This is a genomic window from Aerococcus sp. UMB1112A (genome assembly GCF_030230715.1).
In the GTDB taxonomy this organism is placed as follows: Bacteria; Bacillota; Bacilli; order Lactobacillales; family Aerococcaceae; genus Aerococcus.
Genome location: NZ_JASPDS010000006.1, coordinates 93,526 through 118,046, shown reverse-complemented (window position 1 = coordinate 118,046; position 24,521 = coordinate 93,526). Strand labels below are relative to the sequence as shown.

Annotated in this window: 20 protein-coding genes and 1 other RNA gene; 2 read left to right on the top strand and 19 right to left on the bottom strand. The window is 45.4% G+C overall.

What is annotated here, in order from left to right; translation table 11 throughout:
- Positions 1–112: 112 nt before the first annotated feature.
- The 4 genes from QP860_RS05210 to mprF all read right to left on the bottom strand — a co-directional run bounded on the left by QP860_RS05210 (position 113) and on the right by mprF (position 5,499).
- Positions 113–1,408, bottom strand: coding sequence for an O-acetylhomoserine aminocarboxypropyltransferase/cysteine synthase family protein (locus tag QP860_RS05210; protein ID WP_070620768.1), 1,296 nt, complete (start codon positions 1,406–1,408; stop codon positions 113–115).
- Positions 1,409–1,525: 117 nt separating this feature from the next.
- Positions 1,526–2,185, bottom strand: a complete 660-nt coding sequence (locus tag QP860_RS05205; protein WP_070620765.1) for a YczE/YyaS/YitT family protein — start codon at positions 2,183–2,185, stop codon at positions 1,526–1,528.
- A 321-nt stretch (positions 2,186–2,506) separates the two neighbouring features.
- Positions 2,507–3,004 carry an LURP-one-related/scramblase family protein gene (locus QP860_RS05200; RefSeq protein ID WP_070620762.1) on the bottom strand — a complete coding sequence of 166 codons (498 nt, stop codon included), beginning with the start codon at positions 3,002–3,004 and terminating at the stop codon, positions 2,507–2,509.
- Between the two features lie 2 nt (positions 3,005–3,006).
- Positions 3,007–5,499 (bottom strand): bifunctional lysylphosphatidylglycerol flippase/synthetase MprF, encoded by a 2,493-nt coding sequence (gene mprF, locus QP860_RS05195; protein ID WP_284912301.1) that lies wholly within the window; start codon positions 5,497–5,499, stop codon positions 3,007–3,009.
- 741 nt (positions 5,500–6,240) lie between these two features.
- On the opposite strand from mprF, the gene QP860_RS05190 reads away from it, so the two are divergent.
- The gene (locus QP860_RS05190; RefSeq protein WP_284912300.1) at positions 6,241–7,203 is read left to right on the top strand and encodes an ABC transporter substrate-binding protein; all 963 of its coding nucleotides are present in this window, start codon (positions 6,241–6,243) and stop codon (positions 7,201–7,203) included.
- A 195-nt stretch (positions 7,204–7,398) separates the two neighbouring features.
- Here QP860_RS05190 and ffs read toward each other — a convergent pair.
- The 9 genes from ffs to QP860_RS05145 form a co-directional block, all read right to left on the bottom strand.
- Positions 7,399–7,495: signal recognition particle sRNA small type (gene ffs / locus QP860_RS05185), an RNA gene on the bottom strand.
- 256 nt (positions 7,496–7,751) lie between these two features.
- Positions 7,752–8,522, bottom strand: a complete 771-nt coding sequence (locus QP860_RS05180) for an ABC transporter ATP-binding protein (RefSeq protein WP_070620754.1) — start codon at positions 8,520–8,522, stop codon at positions 7,752–7,754.
- Entirely contained in the window at positions 8,522–9,574 is a 1,053-nt protein-coding gene (locus QP860_RS05175; protein ID WP_070620751.1) for a taurine ABC transporter substrate-binding protein, read from the bottom strand. Before QP860_RS05175 ends, QP860_RS05180 begins: the two co-directional genes overlap by 1 nt.
- Positions 9,575–9,576: 2 nt before the next feature.
- Positions 9,577–10,350, bottom strand: a complete 774-nt coding sequence (locus QP860_RS05170; RefSeq protein ID WP_070620748.1) for an ABC transporter permease — start codon at positions 10,348–10,350, stop codon at positions 9,577–9,579.
- A gap of 29 nt (positions 10,351–10,379) precedes the next feature.
- Positions 10,380–12,083: an FAD-dependent oxidoreductase gene (locus QP860_RS05165; protein WP_284912299.1), complete on the bottom strand. Its 1,704-nt coding sequence runs from the start codon at positions 12,081–12,083 to the stop codon at positions 10,380–10,382.
- A gap of 15 nt (positions 12,084–12,098) precedes the next feature.
- Positions 12,099–13,397, bottom strand: coding sequence for a YeeE/YedE family protein (locus QP860_RS05160; protein WP_070620741.1), 1,299 nt, complete (start codon positions 13,395–13,397; stop codon positions 12,099–12,101).
- Between the two features lie 300 nt (positions 13,398–13,697).
- The gene (argF, locus tag QP860_RS05155) at positions 13,698–14,708 is read right to left on the bottom strand and encodes an ornithine carbamoyltransferase (RefSeq protein WP_284912298.1); all 1,011 of its coding nucleotides are present in this window, start codon (positions 14,706–14,708) and stop codon (positions 13,698–13,700) included.
- Between the two features lie 797 nt (positions 14,709–15,505).
- Positions 15,506–16,360: a MetQ/NlpA family ABC transporter substrate-binding protein gene (locus QP860_RS05150; RefSeq protein ID WP_070620735.1), complete on the bottom strand. Its 855-nt coding sequence runs from the start codon at positions 16,358–16,360 to the stop codon at positions 15,506–15,508.
- 359 nt (positions 16,361–16,719) lie between these two features.
- Positions 16,720–17,625, bottom strand: coding sequence for a ZinT/AdcA family metal-binding protein (locus tag QP860_RS05145; protein WP_284912297.1), 906 nt, complete (start codon positions 17,623–17,625; stop codon positions 16,720–16,722).
- Positions 17,626–17,891: 266 nt separating this feature from the next.
- Between QP860_RS05145 and QP860_RS05140 the strand changes: the two genes are divergently transcribed.
- Positions 17,892–18,137, top strand: coding sequence for a type II toxin-antitoxin system Phd/YefM family antitoxin (locus tag QP860_RS05140; protein WP_284912296.1), 246 nt, complete (start codon positions 17,892–17,894; stop codon positions 18,135–18,137).
- 98 nt (positions 18,138–18,235) lie between these two features.
- Here the strand turns inward: QP860_RS05140 and QP860_RS05135 are convergent, their stop codons facing one another.
- The 6 genes from QP860_RS05135 to QP860_RS05110 all read right to left on the bottom strand — a co-directional run bounded on the left by QP860_RS05135 (position 18,236) and on the right by QP860_RS05110 (position 24,262).
- Positions 18,236–19,066 (bottom strand): PTS system mannose/fructose/sorbose family transporter subunit IID, encoded by an 831-nt coding sequence (locus tag QP860_RS05135; protein WP_284912295.1) that lies wholly within the window; start codon positions 19,064–19,066, stop codon positions 18,236–18,238.
- Positions 19,063–19,869 carry a PTS mannose/fructose/sorbose/N-acetylgalactosamine transporter subunit IIC gene (locus tag QP860_RS05130; RefSeq protein WP_284912294.1) on the bottom strand — a complete coding sequence of 269 codons (807 nt, stop codon included), beginning with the start codon at positions 19,867–19,869 and terminating at the stop codon, positions 19,063–19,065. The genes QP860_RS05135 and QP860_RS05130 overlap by 4 nt, the downstream gene beginning before the upstream one ends.
- A gap of 1 nt (position 19,870) precedes the next feature.
- Positions 19,871–20,341, bottom strand: coding sequence for a PTS sugar transporter subunit IIB (locus QP860_RS05125; RefSeq protein ID WP_284912293.1), 471 nt, complete (start codon positions 20,339–20,341; stop codon positions 19,871–19,873).
- A gap of 61 nt (positions 20,342–20,402) precedes the next feature.
- Positions 20,403–21,473, bottom strand: a complete 1,071-nt coding sequence (locus tag QP860_RS05120; RefSeq protein WP_284912292.1) for a tyrosine-protein phosphatase — start codon at positions 21,471–21,473, stop codon at positions 20,403–20,405.
- 186 nt (positions 21,474–21,659) lie between these two features.
- Positions 21,660–22,460: a MurR/RpiR family transcriptional regulator gene (locus QP860_RS05115; protein ID WP_284912291.1), complete on the bottom strand. Its 801-nt coding sequence runs from the start codon at positions 22,458–22,460 to the stop codon at positions 21,660–21,662.
- Between the two features lie 59 nt (positions 22,461–22,519).
- A complete protein-coding gene (locus tag QP860_RS05110) occupies positions 22,520–24,262 on the bottom strand; it encodes a DUF2075 domain-containing protein (protein WP_284912290.1) in 1,743 nt (580 codons plus the stop codon).
- Positions 24,263–24,521: the final 259 nt, after the last annotated feature.

Here is a 24,521-nt window from a genome sequence, read left to right as displayed (position 1 = left end):
AAATCACCCTGCTTTCAAACGAATATCTGCTCATCCTAATAATTAAAAACTATAATAAATAGAAAAATAATAAAAAAAGAGCGGACCTGCCGCTCTTCAATCCTTAATCTATCTAAACTTGTTCGAGTGCTTGGTCGAGATCCGCAATCAGGTCATCGACATCTTCAATCCCAATTGAAAGACGGATCAGGTCTTGACCGACCCCAGCTTCTTCCAATTCTGCATCGGATAATTGGGCATGGGTGGTTGAGGCTGGGTGGACCACTAAGGACCGGACGTCAGCCACATTGGCCAGGTTGGAGAAGATTTCCAGGGCATCCACGAAGCGGATACCAGCTTCCTTGCCACCTTTGACCCCAAAGGAGAAGATGGAGCCTACCCCGTTCGGGAAGTCGCGCTCAGCGAGTTCATGGTAAGGCGAGCTTTCCAAACCAGGATAAGCAACCCAGTCAACTTTCGGATGGTCTTCCAAGTGTTTGGCAATCTTTTCCGCATTGGCCACATGGCGTTCCACACGCAGGGACAGGGTTTCGACCCCATTAATAATCAGGAAGGCATCTTGGGCGCTCAGACAGGCCCCGGTGTCGCGGAGCACTTGGGCGCGGATCTTGGTCGTGAAGGCCGCTGGTGCCAGGTCGCCAAAGACCAAGCCATTATAGTGCGTATCAGGTTCGGAGAAGCCAGGGAAGCGGTCATTATTCTTCCAATCGAATTGGCCGTTTTCCACCACGATTCCAGCTAGGGTTGTCCCGTGACCACCCAAGAATTTAGTTGCTGAGTGGACAACAACATCTGCCCCATGGTCTAAAGGCCGGTAGAGGTATGGCGTCGCGAAGGTATTATCCACAATCACTGGCAGGCCATGTTTATGGGCAAATTCACTAACCTTGTCGATATCAATCAAGTTGGTCTTTGGATTACCGATCGTTTCTAAGTAAATCGCCCGAGTCTTATCATCAATCAATTTTTCAACAGCGTCGAAATCTTCAATATCATTGACGAAGCGGGTCTCAATCCCTAGGTCAGGCAGGGTCACGCTGAATAAGTTGAAGGTCCCCCCATATAGACTGGTGGCAGAGATAATATTGTCCCCAGTCTTCGCGATATTGAGGATGGCATAAGTGATCGCCGCAGATCCAGAAGCTACCGCAATTCCGGCCGTCCCATTCTCAAGGGCAGCTACACGGGCCTCCAGGACGCCGACAGTTGGGTTGGTAATACGGGAATAGATGCCTCCCGCATCCGTTAGGGCAAAACGGTTCGCCGCCTGTTCCGCATCTTCGAAGACATAGGAAGTGGTTTGGTAGATCGGTACCGCCCGTGCCCCCGTCTCATCGAGATTATGGCCTGCATGGACTTGTTTGGTGTTAAAACCAGTATATTTTTCACTTGGATTTGCCTTAGTCATCTGAATCGCTCCTTTAACTTATTAAAAATAAGCACTGTTTCTATGTGAATATACTAGCACAACTTGGCCACAAATACTATAGGACCGCTGATACCCCTTCTTGATGAGTAGTGTTCGTTAAATACGATCACGTTCTTTCCATGCGGCTACCTGGCCGAGGACAGGCAAATTTTTCTGGTAAAGAGCCACGAAACGACCGATCAAGAAGGCGGAAAGCAAGGTCCCCCAGCCGACTGCCTCCAAGCCCCCGAGCAAGAGGAAGGAGAAGGCCACGGCCAAGCCAGTAATCGTCCCATCGAAAGTAATCTTCACCCGACCAAACGGCCAAGCAAAGCAGGTCGAAATAGCCTGGACAATCCCCTCAGCAGAGACATAGAGCCAGTCCGCCGCTACTTCCAAAGCAATGCCGAAAGCTAAGACGGCACAGCCGATGACGAGGCAGAGGACTTGGGACCAGAGATGAGCCGGTTGGAGCCAGTCCAAAGCCGCCGCCGACCAATCCGTCACCAGACTGAGAATGAGGTTTACCCCCAATTGCAGCCACTGCCAGGCCTGGAAATCCCGCCGGTAAAGAACCATTTGCCCGATAATATAGACCGAGTTGAAGATAAAGAGCAAGGTCCCCAAGCTCAGCGGCGTAGCTAAACTCAGCACCAGGGGCAGGCTGGAAACAGCCGTTGTCCCCAAATTGGCCTTGGTGATCAGCACAATTCCCAAAGCATTAATCGCAATCCCCAGGGTCAAAACCAAAGCCCGTTTCCAAGTAGTTGTCGTCATATAGCTCCTCCTCAAAAGACCTTATCCTTATCTTAATCTTAGCGAAATTTGCAGGGAAAGCAAAGGGATATCAGGAATGGATTGCTAATTTAGGATGAACGCGGGTCTGACAACTAGTCTGGCAAGGCGTCAGCTCCTCCAATTGAGAGTTGGCCTGGTCCAACCCACAAACCAAGCTCCCATATGAAAGTTGACACGACCCAACCCACAAACTTGACCCTCATTTGAAAGTTGCCACTTTTCCAGTCTCCACTATCAAAATAAAGACTATACTAAAACCCCACCAGCCCTTATTTCCGGCTAGCGGGGTCAAAAAATAGTCTATTCGTCATCTTCCTCGTCGTCTTCACGGTCCATCAGGTTGTCGATGGCAATAGTGATGGCAACGAGGACTTGTTCGTAATTTCGGTCCTTAACTTGGATTTCGAAACTATCCCCAATGCTGAGCAGTTTCTTGCGGATGGTCCCAATCTCTTCCCCGCTTTCACTCACCGTGAACTTGTGGTCGATCAGGTTGCCGCGGACCTTCAACTCGAAGTCATCGGAACTTACCTTAACCTTGCGACGCATGAGGGAGAGCTGGCTTCTCACCTTGAGCGACTGGCCATCCGCAAATGCCACACTGTAAGTTGGGAAGAGGCGGATTAGCTTGCGCTTGACAGTGAAAACCTCCTCCCCATTCGGATCAGTCACATGGATCTTATCGCCAATCAGCTTGAAGTCCTGGTCGACTTGGTAGCAGACCTTTCCTTGGTCATCTTTGATGGGATAATTATCTGTTATTTTAAAGATACGTTGCTTAATATAGAGGGTATGCATGGTTATTTCTCCTTCTTCTTATAACTATGGTTGACCGCTTCATAGAGGCCTAGGAGGATCTGAGGCAGGGCAGAAGCTTCGGCATAGATCAGGTAGCGGTTCTCCCAGTGGGGGCGGAACTTATCCTTATAGGCGCGCAAGCCCTTGAAGCCATAGACCCGGTTACCGTACTCATAGACTAGTCGGATAACCCGGTCGCGCGAACGGGAATAAGTCTGGTCGCCCACATTCGCCAGCGGGGCCATCCCCAAGTCGAAGCTCTGATACCCTTCCGCCTTGGCCCAGGATAGAATCTGTAGCAAGAGCATCTGCATGACGTTATCTACAGTATCCCCCCTGAAGCGCATTAAATCAATTGATACGCTCTCAGAACTGATAGGCATGAGATTAGCAAAGGCTTCGATCCGCTCATCCGAACGCAAAACGAAGATGGGACTCGTCTGCAGGTAGTCTTCCTGGAAGGCCCCCAAGGAATAGGCCATCTCACTCCGACCTTCCAACCAAGCATCCGAAATTCCCTTTAATTCAGCCAAGGTCGCCGGTGCATGGGGTGGACTTAAGACCTCAAAACGTAGCCCTGCCTTCTCCATGGCATTGCGGATCTGCCGGCGGTTGCGGTTCTTTTTGCCCTCAAAAGTGAAATCTTCCAGGGGAATAATGGCTGCTTCGCCGATCTTAACCGTCAGATAACCCATATTACAAAAATTATCCAGGTAACGCGGACTGACCTCATAATAAGCGAGCTGCATCCCTGAATCATGGGCATAAGAGGCAAAAGCTTGGAGTAAGCCATCAAAGGCCTCTGCTTGGCCAACCGGGTCGCCGAGCACCAACATGTTCCGCCCTACCGATCGATAGAGTAAAGCGGCCTCTCGGTCTGGTCCAAAGAAAATCTGCTTATCATAGAGACGGACCAGGTGGCTGTATTCCGTCCCCCCGTACTGGTCGACCAGGGCCAGGTAGGCATCCACCTCCTCTGGCTGCGGTCTTTGGAAGCGGAGTTTTTTGGACTGGCTAAAGAGAAGGAGCAGAGCCAGCCCCACAACGATAAGAACACTCAACATGAGGTGGACCAGGTTGATGGTAATCACCAATTCTCCTTTGAGGCGGAGGATATGCCAGGCCACGGCCACGCTGGTTACCCCCAGAACAAGGAGGGTCAAGAGACTAGCCACAACGATATTGCGCCGGGTCAGGGGCACGCTAGCCCGGATAAATTGCCGGCGGTTGGCATAGAGTAGGATCCAGATGGCCATCACGACCAGGGCCTCGCGGTAAGAGAAGCCACGAACCAGGCAGAGGACAGCGCCCAAGGGCAAGAGCCCCATCGCCGCCTGGTAGACCCGGCGGACCCGGGCATTGATACCGAGCGAGAGCAGGAGGGTCACAATCCCCACGATTAAGGTAATAAAGGCCGAGACTTGTTCAAAGAGCCGAGGCACCAGGTGGTTGAGGAAGCGAACACGATCAAAGAGTTCCGGTGCCAAAGCCGTCGACACGAGGAGGGCGCCAGCGATAAACATAACGAGCGCTAGACCTTTGACTAAGACATCCGACCAGAATGTCAGGTGGAAGTCCTCCGTCTTCTCCCTGTACCAGCGGCCCAAAACATAAGTCGAAGCCAGGGCCCAGGGAATAATATAGTAGCAGACCCTGAGAACGACCAGAGCAGCTAAGACATTGGCCGTTTCATAGCCCGCCTTCTGCATGAGCAGGAGGACCGTCACATCAAAGGCCCCCACCCCACCTGGAACGAAACTGAAGAGGCCCACCACAATACTGAAGACATAAATCAACAAACCATCCGTCCAGGCAAAATTAGGGTTAAAGATCGCCATCACAAAGAGGAAGTAAGACAGAGCAGCCGACCAATCCAAGATGGAGACGCCCACATAGCCCCATTTTTTGCGCCAAGAAATCTGTTGGAGCTGGAAACGGTCAAAGAGCCCCTGAACCCAAGGCAGGCGGTCAGCCAGAAGAAAGGCCGGCAGGTAGAGGGTGAAGATCAGGGCTAGGACCAAGGGCCAGCCCAAATTCCTCCCCCAAGCTAGGGGTAAGGCAAGAAAAATCAAAAAGACCAAACCTAGAAAACTCGCCGCCCAATTCATCACAGACAATTGGAGGGCCGATTCCGCTGGCAGTCCTGCCTTCTTATAGAAATTCGCCCGCAAGGTCCCCCCTGTCAGCCCGCCAAAATCAATGAATTCATTAAAAGCCTGACTGATCCAACCAATCTTTAGGATATCTAGGGTCGGAGCCGTCAAGGGATAGTCCCGGGTGGCATTCAAATCATAAAGTCCATTGACAGAAAAGCCCAAGAGCCCCGTCACAAGAAGACCCAACTGAACCCACAAGGTCTTCTCCCCCAAGGACTGGCGGAAAAGTTGCCAGTCAATCCCCTGGAGCTCGTGGCGGATGAAATAGCCCAAAAGGACAAAAATCAAGCCATAAAAAAAGATCTGAAGCACGCGCTTGTGCCCTCTAATAAAATCCATCATACTCATTCCTTATCTTTACATGCAAAAGCCACGCCCAAGCGAATGACATCTCGCGTTTAGTTTACCTATATTCTATTTGTAAAATAAATAAAATACTAGAAAAACTTAGCTATCTTAGACTTTCTTTAACAAAATAAGGCTGAAATGAATGGAGGTTCCTAGCTTAAAGGGATAAAGATATGAATCAACCCACACTCGATAGGCTTGGTTGGTGGTGAGCTCGGTCCTACTCGCAAATTTAGGGGGCATTTGAAAGTTGGCCGGGCCCGACTCGCAAACGAGAGGTCTGTTTCTGAGGCAAGCTGTTCACTAGCTCCATAAGATCATTTCCCCCACATTAAATTAAAATTCCGTAAGAATACGGTTGACATCTTCTTACTTTTGTCCTATGATAGGATTATCACTTGAGAAAGGAGCATGACTCATGCTAAGAATGAAATCAACTGTCTGCCTGGGCACATGCTCAGCTCAATCGAATACTTTCTTCTTTAGCTTCTTTAGATAGTGTTTGTAGCTATGCAAGTCATGGGTACAAACACGGACCAAGCGTTTGTATCTATGAGGCTAGAGATTTTTACCATGCTTAGGCCCCATAGAATAGATTGGATATTCTAAGAGGCCGAGCCTATATTTTTGCTTTACCGCCGCCTTAGAGTATCTTAGGCGGTTTTTTCTATTGTAAGGAAGAAAGTTTAGTCACTTGTCGACCACAGGATAAAATATAAGGAGGATCTCATCATGAAAATCAAACAATTAGCTAAAGTATTAGGTCTCGGTGCCCTGGCGCTCACTTTAGGCGCCTGCGGGCAAGCAGCTGGCGACACAAAAGCAGCAGAAGCCTCAGTAGGTGTCCTCCAATTCATGGAACACGAATCACTGGACCGGGCCCGGGAAGGCTTCACGGACGCCCTCAAAGAAGCAGGCTATGAAGAAGGCAAGAACTTGACCCTCAACTACCAGAATGCCCAAGGCGACCAGTCCAACCTGCAGAGTATCACCCAGCAATTAGCGGGCAAGAACGACCTCATCCTCTCCATCGCCACACCCGCTGCCCAAGCCATGCTGAATACCGACAAGAAGACCCCCCAACTCTTCACCGCAGTCACTGATCCCGTCAGCGCCAAACTCGTCGACACTGCCGAAAAACCTGGTGCGAATATGACCGGAACCAGCGACGGCGCGCCAACAGACAAGGTAGTGGACCTCCTGCTCAAGGCCGACCCTTCTATCAAAACCATCGGCATCCTCTACAACTCCAGCGAGGTCAACTCCGAGATGCAGTACAAGGAAGCCAAGGACTATATCGAATCCAAGGGGCTCAAGGTGGAAAGCATGACCGTCACCACGACCAACGAAATCCAACAAGCCACCAAGGCCCTGGCCAAGAAAGTGGACGGCATCTACCTGCCAACCGACAACACCGTCGCCAACACCATCCAAACCATCGGCCAAGTCCTCAAAGAAGAAAAAGTTCCTTCAGTTGCCGCCTTCGATGCCGGTGTAGAAGGCGCCCTCTGCGCTTACGGCGTGGACTACTACGAACTCGGTAAACAAACGGGCGAGATGGCTCTCGACATCCTGAAGAACGGCAAGACCCCAGCTGAAATGCCCGTCCAAAAATCCGAAAAACTTGTGGTTAAGGTCAACGACGACATGGCCAAGGCACTCGGCATTGACCCAAAGTCTTTAACGGAAGAATAATCCTTAGCTACTACCGGGATCTGGACGACCTGACCCGGCCCCTGGAACATTTGACGTGTGAGCATTGATAAACAAAATAATAAAAAATTAACCTAAATAAAGAGGCTCTAATCGTGATTGGGCCTCTTTTATTAGGTATCCACCCCATAGAAAAAGCCGGCCGCTGATTTAGCGGGCCGGCTCCTTTAATATCCAAAATAAAAAACTTACAGCACAAGATGGAAAATGCTTAGGGCTGCTTCGTTCCCGATCTGACCCGGTTCACATCTCCATCCTCGCCATAAGGTCTTTCGACAATGATTATTGTAACATGGATTGGAGAAGAGGGCAAGGGGGGCTTGGGAAAGTATCTTTAGTCTACTAACGATTTCCATACAAGGCGGTTGAATACAAGTTGAGGCTCACTATTTGCGCTCAGATCTAACGAACGCAAATCCACACTCCCTATTTGCACCCAGACCCGCTGAACTCAAATCAACACTCACTATTTACGCTCAGACTTGCCGAACGCAAATTCAACACGATTGGCTCACAGGATCTCTAAAAGACTAGGCTTCCACACTTAGATAGTGGTAGATTTGGTCTTTTATCGTCAAATAGTTTTTATCCACATATTCCTTGGCCGTCTGCCCAGCTAAAATACACTTGGTATAATCGAGAGAAAACTCTACAAGCTGGCTGGAGTCTCCCACCGGTATGACTATCAAGCGTGTAGCCAGGGTTAAGGCTTCATCAATGTCATGGGTAATCATGAAGATAGAGGTCTCTTCTCGCTGCCAAGTTTTTCTGACAAAACGTTGCATATCTAGTCGGGTCAAAGCATCCAAGGCCGAAAAGGGTTCATCCATTAAGATGAGCTCAGGCTGGGGAGCCAGACTTCGAGCTAGCTGGACTCGCTGCTGCATACCGCCCGATAGCTTAAAAATATAAGAATCCTGGTAGTCCGATAACCCGATATTTTCCAGGAGATAGTCTACCCGTTCTTTGATTTGCTCAGGACGATCTTTTCTTGCCTCCAAGCCAAAAGCAATATTCTCTCCTACTGTCAGCCAGGGATAGAGCGTATGGCGCTGGAAGATCACGCCTCGCTCCCAGGAAGGCCCAGTAATCTCCTTTCCCTTGAAAGACAATTTGCCTGAGCTCACCTGCTCATAGCCGGCCAACAAGTTGAGCCAGGTACTCTTGCCTACACCTGAAGGCCCTAAGACACAGACAAATTCTCCTGGCTGCATTTGAAAATTGAGGCCTCGAAGTACTTCATCTGATTGGTCATCATAGCGATAGGAGACATTTTCCATTGTTAGTAAAGGATGCGGCATCACTGTCCCTCCCTCTCTAAATAGGCTTCAATGTAGGCTGGATTGACAAAGTTTTCAATGACCTCTTGACTCGGCACATCCGATAACTGTCGGTTGCTCGCTAAAAAGTCAGCTATCGATTGGATAACAGGGACAAATTGACCCTTTTCTTCAGATGAGCCCAGGTAGTCGGACTGGACTTGATCTTTTGCCCTTAGCCATTTAGAACCCTTCATTTGTTTGAGTACCTCATCTGCTGGCATACCGAGTTCCTCTCCCAAGATGTTAGCAGCTTCTTCGGGCTGACTGGCATAGAGCTGATGGGTCTCTTCTAAGGACTGGATAATGACCTGGGTCACTTCGGGATGTTCTGCTAGGTAATCTTTCCGTCCCAACATCACATTAGCTGTCACAATCCCTTCTTCCTGAAGGTCCTTAGAATCTAATAGAACATGGCCCGACTGGTTCACAAGTTGGGAAAGATTAGGTTCCCAAGTATAGGCTCCCATAATATCGCCACTGGCCCAGGAGGCTGCAATATCTGTTGATTTCATATCGAGAAGCTTCACTTGATCGCTAAGATTGGCTTCTTCAAGCACTTTCTCCAAACTATAATGTGAAGTTGAAGCAAAGGTGGTTGCAAGCGTTTGACCAGCTAAATCTGATAAGCTACTAATAGAATCTTTCACCACCAAACCTTCCGTCTCACCGAGGAGTTCATGGATCCAGATCAGTTCAGTCGGAATCTGATTGGCCAAGGCAACGACCGCGTTAGTAATCCCCATACTAGCATAGTCAATACTCCCTGAAGCTAAGGCCTTATTCGCCTCAACCCCTGAATCGAACTCGACAAATTTGGCCTTTACCCCAATTTCGGCTAGCTTATCCTCCAAGGTCCCCCGCGACATCGCCAGTAGTTCATCATTAGGCACTCGGAGGTAAGCAATCCGCACCTCATGGCTATGAGCGTCTGAATCCTTATCAAATAAGCCATAGTGCCGGCCGCTAACCAGCAAGCCGACGACGATGAAAATCGCAATCGCAACTTTTATCCATTGTCTCTTTCTTGCCACCCTTAAACCTGTCCTTTCCAAAATATAAGTTGCTTTTCAATATAATCCAATACGCGGTCAAAAATTAATCCGGTTAAGCCCATCAAAATAATCCCCACAAAAACGACATCCGTCTTCAAGTAACGGGAGGCATCAATGACCAACCAACCTAGGCCTGATTCGGCAGCTGTCATCTCCGCCGAAACCAGAGTCGTATAGGCAAAGCCAAAAGCGGTTCGCAGACCTACGATAAAACTGGCAAGCACACTAGGCCAGATGACCTTACGCATGATCATCAAAGGCGAAGCTCCTAGCGATTCAGCGCTTAGAATATAATCCGACCGCACTTGTTCAATCCCCGAAACCACCGCTAGATAGAGGGGAGCAAAAGCGGCAATAAATAAGAGGATAATTTTTGAGGCATCACTGATCCCAACTAGCATTATCAGCAAAGGATAATAGGCTAAGGGAGGAATGGGCCGAATAAAGTTCACCAGGGACTGGACAATATAACGTATCACTGGACTGAAACCACTCAAAATACCAAGAGGCAAAGCTAAAAACGTAGCCGATAACAAGGCCAAAAATAAGCGCACAAAGCTCGCCCTTAAGTGGGCAGATAAAGGGATTCCAGCATACCCCTCATGACAAAGCATCAGAAAGGACTGCCAAATTTCTGTAATGGACGGTATATTCAGACCTTGGCCACCGCTATCAGTAAAAACAAGCTGCCAGCCGACTAAGATAAGCAGCCAGAAAACAAAAGCTAGGCACTTCAATTGACTAAACTTCTTCATTCCCATCTCCTAACTTACTCAGCATTTATTTATTCAAAATTATAGTCTGTGAGGATGCTCTCCCGGCCTGTCACCTGGTCGCGGTAATACTCATACTCTGAAATTCCTAGATAGGAACCATCGATATTATAAATATTGTGATAGCCCCGCTGCTCTAAAGCTCGCACCATGTTATAGGAGCGCTGGCTTGACCGGCAGTGAACATAAACAGCTTGGTCTTTAGGGATTTCATCCAAACGTTGTCTAAATTGACTGAGCGGGATATTCTTAGCTCCCTTAAGGTGACTCTGTTCATATTCATCCTCCTCACGTGCATCAATAATGAAAGCCCCCTCTTCGACTAATCCACGCACAGCAGTCACTGGCACCTTTTTGAATTCACCATTCAAGATATTCAAACCGACTAAAGCCGCATGATTAACGGGATCTTTAGCGGTCCCATAGTGAGGTGAATAGGTTAACTCAAGATTCTTTAAGTCTTCGAGGTCATAGCCCGCACGGATAGCTGTGGCAACTACATCGATACGTTTAACCGCGTCCCCTTCACTGATAGCCTGGGCACCTAAAATCCGTCCCGATGGCTTGGCGAATAAGACTTTAAAGAAGAGATTCTTAGAACCTGGCATGAGGCCTACCCGGTCTTTAGGGATAATGTAGGCGAAGTCATAAGGGATCCCTTCAGCCTGCAAGAATTTTTCATTGTAGCCCGTACTAGCCACATTATAGTTCAAGAGCTTAATCGAGAGTGACCCTTGCACCCCCTTGTTCTGAACAGGCCGGCCATAAATATGATCAGCCGCTGCCCGGGCCTGCCACTGAGCAGGACCAGCTAGAGCTAGGCTTCTTGCCTTGCCTGTCAGGTAGTCATTAATTTCAATAGCATCTCCAACTGCATAAATATTAGGATCAGTGGTCTGATAGTGGTGGTTAGTCACAATGTGTCCGCGGTAAGAGGTCGCTAGTCCAGCTTGCTTAGCTAAGTCGCTGTTAGGAGTAATTCCTACCGCTAAAACCACAGCCTGGGCCTTAATGGCTTCGCCAGAATCAAGAATAACGGCATCCTCTTGAATAGCTTGGACACTTTGTCCCAGGTAAAGTTTCACCCCATGGTCATAAAGCGAACGATGGAGGATTTGAGCTAGGTCTTCATCAATAGGCGTTAAGACTTGGTCAGCATCTTCAATTAAAGAAAGCTGCAAATCCAGCTGGTGGAGATTGTCTAAAACTTCAAGGCCAATAAAACCTGCCCCCACCACAGCCACATCCTTCACGTCATGGTCCGTCAGATAGTCAGCCAGTTTGCGGACATCAGGAACCGTTTTAACGGTAAAGACATGGTCACTATCAACGCCTTGGATACTTTGGGGTCTAGCAGCATGTGCTCCAGGGGCCAGAATTAAGTAGTCGTAAGCTTCTTGGAAGTCTTCTCCGGTCTCATGGTTAACAACCTGGACGGTTTTCTCTTGGCGGTTAATCTCAATGACTTCATGGTTGACCTTGGCTTGGATGTTATACTGCTGGGCAAAATTCTCTGGAGTCATCAGTAACAAGTCATCACTCGATGCCACCTGGCCACTCAGATAGAAAGGCAGACCACAGTTGGAGTAAGACACATAGGGCCCCTTTTCAAATATGGTAATATCCGCAAATTCATCGAGACGACGGATGCGGGCAGCAGTTGACGCCCCACCGGCGCACCCTCCAACAACGACAATTTTATTATTTTTTGACATCTTTAGTCACACCTTTCATTGTTCACGTTCACAGTGAATAGGAATCGGAATAATATTAATCTTACCTTGGAAAATCTTGAGGCCGACCACACCACCGGCAACAGCAGCAATCAAGAAGAACCATCCCGAAATTGAGAAGCTAGCGATAGCTGAGTACAGGGCGCCGATGTTGCAGCCCAGGGCCAGACGAGAACCAAAGCCTAAGAGGATCCCGCCAATTGCATAATAAATACCATCTCTAAAGGAAAAACCGGACCGAATGCGGAAGCGGTTGGCTAGCAAGAAGGCCAAAAAACTTCCTGCAAAAAGGCCAATGTTACGGATGGTGGGGCCATCAAGCAAGAGTCCGCGCTCTACTTTTTCGAGGTAGCTGCCAAAATTAGCTTCTGAGAATTCAACACCTAGGTTCTGTAGGAAGGCCACGTCCCAAGTGACAAAGGGAGACGTTACCCCCCAAGGCGATTCCGTTGTCACTAGGACAAAGATAGCGGTCAAAGCAATGATGACCGTTCCCGTGAAGAAGGTCCAGCGTTCAATAAAGAGCTTGTGATAGGTCTCATAGGAGAAGAGAGACGAGGTCTTCGAAGGCTCAAGCGGCTTCTCAATCTCCTCCCAGTCGCCGTATGGATCTAAGGAGGTGTTGTCTTCCTTGCGCTTCTTCTCATAGTTCACCACCCACCACCAGAGGCCAGCTAGCAAGGCCAAAGTTAAGACCAAGGCGCCAAAGTAACCAAAGACCTGGGGCAGGTGTAATTGGAAGCCGACCTGTCCTAGGGCGGTCCGGTCAAATTCAGCCCGGGCCGCCTGTCCAGGAGCAGCAGATAGGACAAAGAAGATTAAAGAGATCAAGGCACGAGCCCGGCCCTCTCCTAAGTCAGACAGGGTACCGGAAGCACAGCAGCCAACCATAACCATGCCTACGCCAAAGAGGAAACCGCCGACTAGAGTTGCTAGATTGACGAACTCCACGTTCTGGGTCCCTGGAATAATAAAGTCACCTGCCCCTTCAACAAAGGCGGGCAAGGCACCTTCACTAGCTGCTTTCCATTGGATCCCTGCAAAGACAACTGAAGTAAAGGCAAATAATAGCAACAAGGCCTTAGATAGACTAGCTTCGCCCCGCATATAGAGCCGCTTCACCCCACCCGCAAAACCATAGCGGGACCGGGTCAAGGCATAGCCAAAGGACACCCCTGCCAGTAACTGCAAGGGAAGAATCGCCTTTAGTCCACTCAAGTAATAACCAAATACCAGTAATACAATAACTAGTGCCAGGCCAAGATAGGTCTGGGATCGCTTCACACTCTTTTGCATCTGATCACTCCAATCTTTTTATACCACTTATTTTTATATAGTGTTTTAGATAATATATATTTTTCAAAAATAATTGTCAAATTCGACCATTATCTGTTAGAAGCACAGTCGGGCAAGGAATAAACTAAGAAATCCCTCTATAGCAGCCTTATTTATCCCAAGCGATATAGACAAGCGATCAGTCGCGATGGGCTATTAATATAATATAAGCCTCATAAATCAAAAATTTGATCAGGCAAAAAAGACTAGCTGGCAGTGCTAGTCTTTCATTGTATATAGAATTAATCGATCAAGTAAATCCTAAACCCCCGGCACAAACAAATGCCCATTAGTCGCGGCCAGAATAGCCTTGGTCGAGTGGAGACGGTTTTCAGCTTGTTGGAAGTGCCAGCCGGCCTCGGATTGGAAGACCTCGTCCGTGACTTCAAAGGCAGCTTCACCGTATTTAGCGACCAGGGCGCGGCCTTTTTCACTCTCGCCGTTGTGGTAGGCAGGGAGGCAGTGCATGAAGATGGTGTCCTTGCCTGTTTCAGCCATGACTTGAGCGTTGACTTGGTAGGGTTGGAGTAAGTTGATGCGCTCTTCCAGCTGGTCTTCTTCCCCCATGGAGACCCAGACATCGGTATAGATGGCGTCCGCTCCTTTAACAGCAGTGTGGAGGTCTTCTGTCAGCTGGTAGGGCGTCCCGTAAGTCTCAGATAAGCGGTCCGCTAGCTCGCGGACTTGGGCATTAGGCTGGAGGGATTCGGGGGCGGCGATGACCACTTCAACCCCTAGGATCAGGCCCGCCAAGAGCAGGGAATTGGCTACATTGTTGCGCCCGTCCCCCACATAGACCAGCTTGAGCCCGGCCAAGTCGCCGCAAGCCTCCTTGAGGGTCATGTAGTCGCCCACCATCTGCATGGGATGGGCCAAGTCCGTCAAAGCATTCCACACCGGCACCCCCGCTTCAGCAGCCAGGATATCCACATCTTCCTGAGCCGCCCCGCGAAAACCAATCCCGTCAAAAATCCGACCAAGAACCCGAGCCGTATCCGCAACTGATTCCTTAGTCCCCAACTGCATATCTGCCGTGGAAAAATACTCCAAATTCGCTCCCAAGTCGCTAGCTGCTACCGTAAAAGCCGCCCGCGTCCGCGTCGAAGCCTTGTTGAAAACCAGGGCCAAGTTCTGCCCCTCCAGATAAGGATGAGGAATCCCCCGCGCCTTGAGATCCTTAAGATGCAAAGCAAAATCCACCAAATTGCGCAATTCCGCTTGACTAAAATCACTCACCCGTAAAAAACTTCGTCCTTGTAACATACTTACCACTCCTTTATTTGGATTCTGTCCCCAGTCTGGCACGAAAAAAACAAATACGCAAACATGAAGGTGTGAGCAAAGGCGTTCAGAAAGGGATGACTGGAGGCAAAAGGGATAAGATCGGGTTAAACCGATCGTTCCCATTTGCTGAAGTCACGCCCTTTCTGCCTTTGCGAACCCGACTAGGAGGGTGTGAGAGGATGCGAGAGAAAGGGACCTTCTGGAGCAAAAAACTAGAGAAGGCTGAAGGCCTTCGACAGATTTTTGCGAAGAGGAGTCCTTTCTGCATCCTCGAACCCAACTAGGAGGGTGCGAGACATGGCGATTAGACTCGGATGACTGGAGCAAGTCAGCATCTTCCTATTTGCGCTCAAAGTTTCCGAATGCAAATTGAAATTCGACAGTTGCATACAAGACGTCCGAGCGCAAATTCACAAACGCTATTTGCTCTCAGGCCGACTGAAGGCAAATCCACACCTTCTATCTGCTCTCAGGCCTACTGAAGGCAAATCCACACCTTCTATTTGCTCTCAGAACCGCTGAAGGCAAATCCAGCCCATTTTACTCACAAAGGCTAAAGAGAACAATAAAAAGACCAGCTGAACAGCTGGCCTCGACATGTCGCAATCTGCCTTCTTGCTTGTGGGGAGCGTGAAAGCAAGGCTCTGACATTGAGCCTACCGAATGAGTATATGCTTCGATTGCTTTTAAAGGAAAATTTATGCATGTCTGTTTCCCAACAGACAATTACATTATAGCTAAGCTTTATTGATATCATGTTAAAAACCTGTAAATCTTATGTAAATTTATGGGATGAAGTCTACCTTTTGCCCCCAAACCGGATAATACTGGCCGGGACTGACTTCATTCATCTTGTCGGCCACGTCTTGGGACTGGTAGAGTTGGACAATTTTCTGAAGCGTAGGGTTATCCTGGTCTTCCTTGCGGGCTACGATCAAGTTATAGCGGTCGTTAGGAATTTGATCCAGGTGGTCGGCATCGGTGAAGATATTGTCCTCAATCTTCATGCCTGCGTCCTCAGCGAAGGACCCGTTCACAACCGCCGCGTCCACGTCCTTGACCAGACGGGGCGCCTGGGCAGATTCTACCTCTACCAGCTCAATATTCTTAGGATTCTCAACCACATCACTGACCTGGGAGAGGGTTGACCCACCATCGCGGAGCTTGAGCACACCCGCTGTCTGTAGGGCTAAGAGCGCCCGACCCTGGATGGAGGTCTCCTGGGGAATCAAGACCTGGCCGCCTTCTGGAAGATCCTTGAGATCATCCACCTTGTCCGAGAAGATATAGAGGGGCGTGATGAAGGTCAGCCCAATCGGTGTCAAGTCCTCCTTGTGGTCCTCATTCCACTGCTTGAGGAAGGCATAGTGCTGGAAGGCGTTGAGATCGACATCGCCATTGGCCAGGGCCTGGTTGGGCTGGTTGTAGTCCGTTAATTCTGTCACTTCCAGGTCGATCCCTTCTGCCTTAGCCTTGTCTGCCACGAACTCCCAGATCTCCTTCTCGCTCGAACCGACCACCGCCACACGCACCTTTTCCTTAGCTGCCTGGTTCTTTGACGACGCCTCCTCTTGTTTGCCGCAAGCCCCCAAGACTAAGAGCGCTAAAAATGCTAGAAAAATTTTCCCAAATCGCTTCATACGATCACCTTTCCCTTCTGTAGAGGCTACTATAGCAAATATTTCGCCAGGCCGGAAGTCTCAAAAAGAGAACAGGAGTGATCGATTGTGGGGATCAGTTGTGAAAGATACTAAATTTAATAAAATTAGCCTCCCCGTTCATTAACACACGAGGAGGCTTATTAGATTTGAGGGGGTATTGGGCAACTTGCCTTCCAGGGGCTGGTTAGCAAGTTCTTGGGTGCCAACTTGCTAATAGGAGGTCCATTCGCCAGTTCGTGAATGCCAACTCGCTAACAAGAGCCTCATTCGCTAGTTCCCCACCATTCATCAATCCCCCAAAAAAGAAAAAACCAGCCGTAGCTGGTTTTACCCCCCTCCTAATGGTGGAGTTGGTCTTCGAGAATCTGGTCGCCGGTCCATGCCTTAGGGTAGAAGGTTGGCCAATTGTCCATTTCTTCAAAGAGGGCTTCGTGGGAGTCATTGCCGACGAAGATATGGAAGTGGTTGACCCCTTCACTCGGCGCAACGTGGTGGTCGGAGAATTGGACATAGTTATACGCGTCATCATCCCCGGAGACCTTAGTAAAGAGCGGCCGGACGCCGCGGTTACCCTTCTCATAATCCAAGATTTTAGACCCTTCTGCCCGGTAGGTCCCGGTTGCGGTCGACCCATCCTTCTTAATAAAAGTGATCTGGTCGCCCTCAATCTTGATCCCCTTGAGGTCGGTCTGGTAGCCCTTCTGATAATAGGCCTTGTAATCTTCCGCCGACTTCTCGCCCTCGGACTTGACCGCCTTCAATTCCATAACAGGGTCCAAAGTGCCGTCTTCTAAATAGGGGGCCACCGACTGCCAATCGCCCTGCCAATCTGCCAGGGTCCGGTCAGCCACATCCGCATCATCAAAATAGCCCGCTTGGACCTGGAGCGCCTTCTCGTGATCGGCCTTGAGATTGGGGTTAGCGGCTAAATAGGCATCAAAGTCCTTCCGCTCCTCTTCAGTCAGCTTGTCGGCAGGAACTTTATGGTAGTGGTCACCGTGCGCCACTAGGTAGTCTTCTCCCTCCTTGCCGACCAGGGTCTCCTTGGTCACTTCGAATTCATGGTCGTGACCTTCGTGATCATGATCGTGGCCCTCATGGCTATGGTCTGAATGATCATGGCTAGCTGCCTGCTCAGTCTGATTAAAAGAAACTGCCGATCGCTTAGCCGGCACTTCCGAAGTCTGACAAGCCCCCAAGGCCAAGACACTCAACAAGCTCACCGTCAATAATTCTCGTTTCACAAAATCCCTCTTTCTTTTATTTAAATCGTAATCGTTACGATTAATAGTTTAATGGAGATTTAAGGGACTGTCAACTGGAGAAATAAAAAAAGCCCCAATCAGTTGAGACTGGAGCAGAGAAATTTATACTTTTAATGATATGGAAAATCGATATTTAAACCTATTCAGAGCACAAAGAAAAACAGACTTAGATAACCTTTATGTACTAATAGTCTTAACTTGATTACAGATAAAATTCATCGTACATTTACGGTGAGGTGATGCTTATGGAATCAATAGATTTTAATAACTTTAGAAGAAATCTTCAGGAATACATGGCAGATATCAATACCAATTCAAAAATATATATAGTTACTTCGACAAATGGAAATGAAATTATTGTTATGGCAGAATCTGATTTTAATAGCTTGATGGAGACCTGCCATCTTTTATCAAGTCGCGCCAACCGAGAAAATTTATACCAGGCTATAGATGAACTTGACCGCGGAGATTATGAGCTTGAAGAAATCTAAAATCAAATAAATAACACATAAGCTTTAGAATTAAATGAAAGCTTATGCGTTATTTGTCTTATAGCTTAAAGCAATATTCTAGTTCAAACAATGAATTCTTAAAGTAATTCAAAATATTTTAAAATAACAACAATAACCATCATCATAATAATAATTGATGCGGCATGCTTGCCATTTGTTTTCTTGAGGATGTAGTATACTCCAATAGTCACCACTAAACTTAGTACTGATGGCATAATCATATCTAACAATTCTTGAACTTTAATAACGTTAGAACCGACGTCGCCTGTAACTGAAGACCCTACTGATATTTCTAATGGGGTCTTTATTTTGATTACACTAGAAATCAAAGCCCCAACTACCATTAAACCAACAACATTAGCCATCTTAGATATACGTTGGATTAGATCTGTTCCTTGGTTATTATTTAAGAACTCAATTCCCTTATAATATCCATATACAACGCCATAGTAGCGCCCAACCATATTAACAATATTATACAGAATAAACATCAAGATAGGACCAATAATACTTTCTTCAAAAGCAATCGAAGCACCTATACTGCCTACGATAGGGACCCATGTAAATTTAACTAAACTATCTCCTAAACCAGCTAACGGCCCCATCAACCCAGTTTTCAGCGCATTTATCCCCTCTTTTTGATCAGGAGGTGTGGATTCTTCCATCGCAACAGCTAAACCTAAAATCACTGCATCACCATTAACATGCGAATTATAGAAAGCTGTATGCCGTAGCATCGCCTCTCTTAAATCTTTTTTGTCTGGATAAATCTTTTCTAAAGCTGGAGCTATAGCTCGCATAAATCCTACCCCTTGTAGTGTTTCATAGTTTAGAGGTATCCGCATCGTATTTAGTCTTAAAAACAATTGCCACAAATCTTTTTTACTTAATCTATGCTCGGTCATCATAAGTCATACACCTCATCATCGTCATCTTCTACATCAAATGTAGATACTTCTGGACTTGCAACTTGTGGAGTAGTCCGAGTTCCTAAGTCGTAAAGGTAAGCAACTACAAGGGCAATTAGCGTTATAGGTAAGATTGCTAACTCTAAATAGGCTGCCAATACAAACCCTAAAATCAAGAATAACCATAATTCGGCTTTCTTAATCATGGATAACATCAATAGAGCAATGCCGACTGCCGGAATAATCTTCCCAGCCACACCAAGGCCATCTATAATGAATGTTGGTAATACTTCAAGAGCTTTTTGAATTGCTTCAGAACCAAATTGGAGAGCTAAGAATGTAGGTAAAGCCCTTGCCAAGCCAGTTAATATAGCTGGTGGATAATTTAACCATCTAGTCCCTTTAACATCTGCGTTATCTGCTAATTTATGCGCCCAGGAGTTTAATGACACATTAACTGTTTCAATTAAGACAAGTAATTGTTGTGATAGTAACGCAGTTGGAACAGCTAATGCGACTGCAGTAGCTACGGTGTCAGATAGGCTTCCTGATCCACGACTAATTATCGCAAGGGAAGTGCTGATTAGGGTCCCAGTAATAATATCAGGAGCCATATATGCCCCAACATTACCTACACCCATCCACATAATTTCAAGCGTAGCCCCAATTGCCAGAGCTGCTTGCATATCACCTAATATGAACCCCACAATTGGTGCAATTAATAGCGGACGCCGAAATAACTTTGTACTAATATCATCAATCCCAATAAAGAAAGCGACGACTGTCAAAATTAGCGTTGTCATTTTACAACACATCCTTCATTTCAATTCTATTTTGGGAGGGGACCATTTGAATATAAATTTCCATTCCCGTATTAACTAAACGACGGAAACATTCTCGTTCATCCTGGGTTAAAGAAACTGCTTCTGTAATTTGTTCTCGTTCTTTATTCCCACTCATCCCACCAACATTCAATTCATTTATTTCAATCCCACCATTAATGACTGTTTCTACATCATTAGGATTTGAAAATATTAACATGGTTCGACGCGTCATCTTATTTTTCTTAATAACTCTTATAAATTTTTCAGGAGAAAAAATATGAAGTTTAATTGTTGGAGGTGCAGCCATATGCAACACTTTAGAACGTACAGTATCATTAGCAACATCTTCATTTACAATAATTACCTGCTCAATTTGTTTAACATTTAGCCAGGTCGTAACTACTTGGCCATGAAGCAACCGGTCATCTATTCTACTAAACACAATACTCATTACTCTCTTCCTCCCCAGTTAAATTTATTTTTATAGAATGTATTAGTTACTCAAAGGTTTCTTATTCTAGATAGAAACTTCTCATCTGTTCTAAATCTTTCTGATTTAAATCATAGTAATCCTTAAAATACTCATCTGTATTATCATATCGTTGTCGAATTTCATCCAAACTTGCTTTAATATATTCGGATCGCGTTTCAATCATTGACATTAAATAATCTAAATAATCCTGATTATCAGTTAATTCCCTATAAAGCTTGTATTTTAATTCGTTTCTTTCTGTCCTAATAACACCTGTTAGTATATAATCTTTAACAATATCTTCATCGCATACTCCTAAAGCAAGCAGTAAGAGCATGGAACCAAATCCTGTTCGGTCTTTCCCACCTCTACAATGGTGAACCAAAGGAGCGGATTCAACTTGAGCACATACCTGAAGGAATTTTTTATATGCTATTTGGGAAGCTTCGCTGGTTACCATTTTTCTATAATCCTCAATAACTTTAAGTCCTTTTCCATTTACATACTTTGAATCTACCATTCCTTCCTCAAGTTGCCTTACTAACTTTATATTTTCTTCATTTAGGTCAGCCGCATTAGCTGCTGCTTCAGAAAAGCTTGATTGAGGATCACACCACACTGTTTCTTCTACTGTTCCAATTTCTTTATTAGGATTCATTTTTCGTTCGTGAGCTGAACGATAATCAACTATCGTCTTTAATTGGTAATTTTCTAATAATTTTATATCTTGCTCAGAAAGCTTTGATAATTGATCTGATCTAAACAATAATCCCCATTTCGTCCGCTTTCCATCTAGTGTTCGATAACCACCCATATCTCTAAAATTAATGGCTTGCTCTAAAGGTAAAACTCGTTCAGCGAAAATAGAGGACCATTCATCATCAACTTGTATTAGATAATAACTAGGCAAGCTATCTATTGGTATTTGCAGGATAAATTCACCTGTGCTATTCTCTTCTAAAAGCTCTTGTATATTATCTTTTTCAGGTTTAAATCCACCATACAATTTATAATGAGAACCGGGTTTTCCTATCCAAGTAATATGTAAACAATCTTCAACACGTTCCATTTCGACTTGCTCATTGATATAAGGCTGTTTTTTTCTACTCATATCTTACTTCCCCTTCTCTGTTTTTCTAGCTACATTTTACTTTAGAAAAAATATTTCCTCAATGATATAATATGAAAACTATTTTCGTTTAACTTTAAAAAACGAACGGTTTCACAAAGAGATGGAGAAACCGCTTTATATCATATTTATTTTTTGAAAATCACTTTCATTTTGCTTAAAGTATTTTTAAGCATCTCCAACAATATCTCTAGTCCTAAGCATTTTTAATCGATAATTGTCATTTTCTAGAAGATAAGTTGTCAAAACATCAATTAAATAAACCATAGAAAATTGTGAGTTTGTGAATTTCTCGTTGTTTACAAACCTTGTATTATAGACATACAAAGCTAGGTCACTCATTTCCCCAATTGGATTTTCAGAATAGCTTGTTATAGAGATAATCTTACATCCACGTAATTTAGCTCGTTTCATTGTGTCGATAATGCATTGAGTTGTCCCTGAATTCGACAATACAATGTACAAGTCATTAGCATTTGAAATACCTGCATTCATTTCCATCCACATTGGATCGGAGTAGCTAATCGCCTCTATTCCCATTCTCATTAAGCGAACACGAAAAATATCAGCTGTTACCCCTGAATTACTCGCACCAATCAAAATCACTTTTGGTGCATCAGAAATCATATCTGCAAAAGCTTCAATTTCTTGAATATTGATTAGTCTCTGAGTATTTTTTATCACATTTTGATAGTACAAAAAGACATCATCAATAATGGAATCTGTATATTCCGGAATTTTCTGTGAATCTGCAGATTGAAGATCGATTTTCATGTCTGAATAAGAGATTAAATCGATTTTTCTTATAAATCTAGTAATCGTTGAAGGAGAGGTGCCTGTTTTTTCTGCTAGCTCCTTGATATTCATATTTTTTATCGAATCACTATACCTTAAAATATAGTCCGCAACCTTTTTCTCTTTACTCGCTAAATTCAAATATTCTTTTTGTATCTTCATCAGCACATCCATAGCCTAACCTTCTCTCTGATAAATTTACCCTAACTATAGCACAACCTCCCCTAGCTACTCTAAGTAATCAGGGGAGGTTTAATGCATAATACACATATTATTGTTTTTTTCTTTGAGATTCTAACAGTTTTTTCTGAAACGTCCTGCTTACTCCCATCAGACATAGTCCGTCTGCTTGTCATCTGATTTGATTTACTTTCACTTCCATCGTAAATCACTCGTCCATCTCGGTATTTAACCGAGGGACCGATAATCACGCCCGCATAGTTAAGGTCAAAGCCCTGAATGGTGTAAGTAGAACCAACTTCATTAATAGAAGCCTCCTGTTCTGCCCAAGACTTTAGGTTTTTAGCCGAACTTTGACCGGGACTCTTAGTTTGACTATAATTCCATGGCAGACTAAAGTCTCCGACAGTTACATTCCAATTTGTTCCCTTACCTTGCTTCCAATCCCAATCGTAGGTTGCCAACATCCGTGATAATCCCTTTTCTTTGTCATAAGCCCTATCTCTGATAGCCTCATACATTTCTTGAGCATCTGTAAAGATTTTAAGGTCGTAGCCTTGATTATCTTCAGGGATTGGCTTGATTTCGCCCCTTTTTACAAAATCATCAATCCACTGCAAGGTTTCTGGACTTGATTGTAGGCGCATTTGATTTTCCAAACGTATATGATTATCATTTACCGTTGTCGTATCAATCAGTTTTTGAATTTGACTGTCTTCCCAATACTCAGCCCGACTAATAATTTGATTTTCATCGAAGATTAGAATGACTAATTTAGCACACTTCAACAAGTCCTCCAGTTGATTCTTCCCCCGATAAGATTGCTTTCCTTGGGTAAGCAAGAGGTGTCCTTCATCAACTAAGACAACATCTACTGCTTGTTGACAAATAAGTTCACCATCCACTTCTTCTAGATGATTATTGATAAAAGAAGTTGGTTTCTGCACACGTTGACCACGTTTATCTTGCACTCGAAGCTTCAAAGCAATATCATCATATACCCTGTGCTGTTCATCATGATTAACTAACAAATAACAATTCAAAAGTCGATCTTCTTCAGTCGAAAAATCACTAGTTCTCAATCGATTCAAATCATAGAAAAGTGAACTCAAGAGCACCGTCTTCCCCGCCCCTGCTTCGCCACTAACTAAAATCAATTCAGATTGTTTATCAAGCTTCAAATTTCCTCTAATTTTTTCAAATAGAATTTCCTTAGCCTTTAATTGCTCGGCAGTTAATTTATGGAAGGGAGAAGCTTTAAATAAGGCACTATCCTTTATAACTTCTTCTTCAGGAAAAATGTCAGGATTCTGAGAATGCAATTCTCGCCAAACTTGGGAGGTAATCTTAGGCATTAATTCTGAAGTATAGTAACGAAATTGAGGGTTAGAGCGGCGATTGTTTAATTGTTGGATTTTTGGGTTTCCTGAGAGGTAGAGCATCAACTGGTTTTCAACATCTAGGGTTAATGATTTATTAAATTTATCATGCCCTACAATATACATCTCAGCTTCAGAAGATCGAGCTAAGCTGTCCCAGTCATCGCGCTCTAAGGGATCTTGCTTAATATGCTGAACTGTCCGTGAAATGATATTAGAGGTCTCTCCGACATAAGCAGAAACCTGCTTCTTTTTTCGATCCGTGATGATATACACCGTCGGATAAGCTAAGAAAATATCAGCTTCCGTCAACTCATCACTAACATCTAACGGCTTCTGGTAGTCTGTCTCAAAAGCCTTAATCGCCTCTTCACTATAAGGAATCCTCTTAACCAATGGATACTCAATACTCGCCACTTTAACGCCCCCATGCTGTCATACTCATTAGGATTAATATAGCATAATAAGAAAAGTTCTGAAAGTAATGAATCACATCATAATAAAAGTATTTTAACTATTAATTCATAACAAATTACCTAGGTGAATTTTATATGCTTATTGCAAATTTCGTACCTTAATTTCATTTCTAGAAATAATCTAGAGATAGAATAAAGTTATTAATCAATCTATTCCTGAAAAAAGAACCTGCTTTTACGAACAGGTTCTCTTCTCTGAT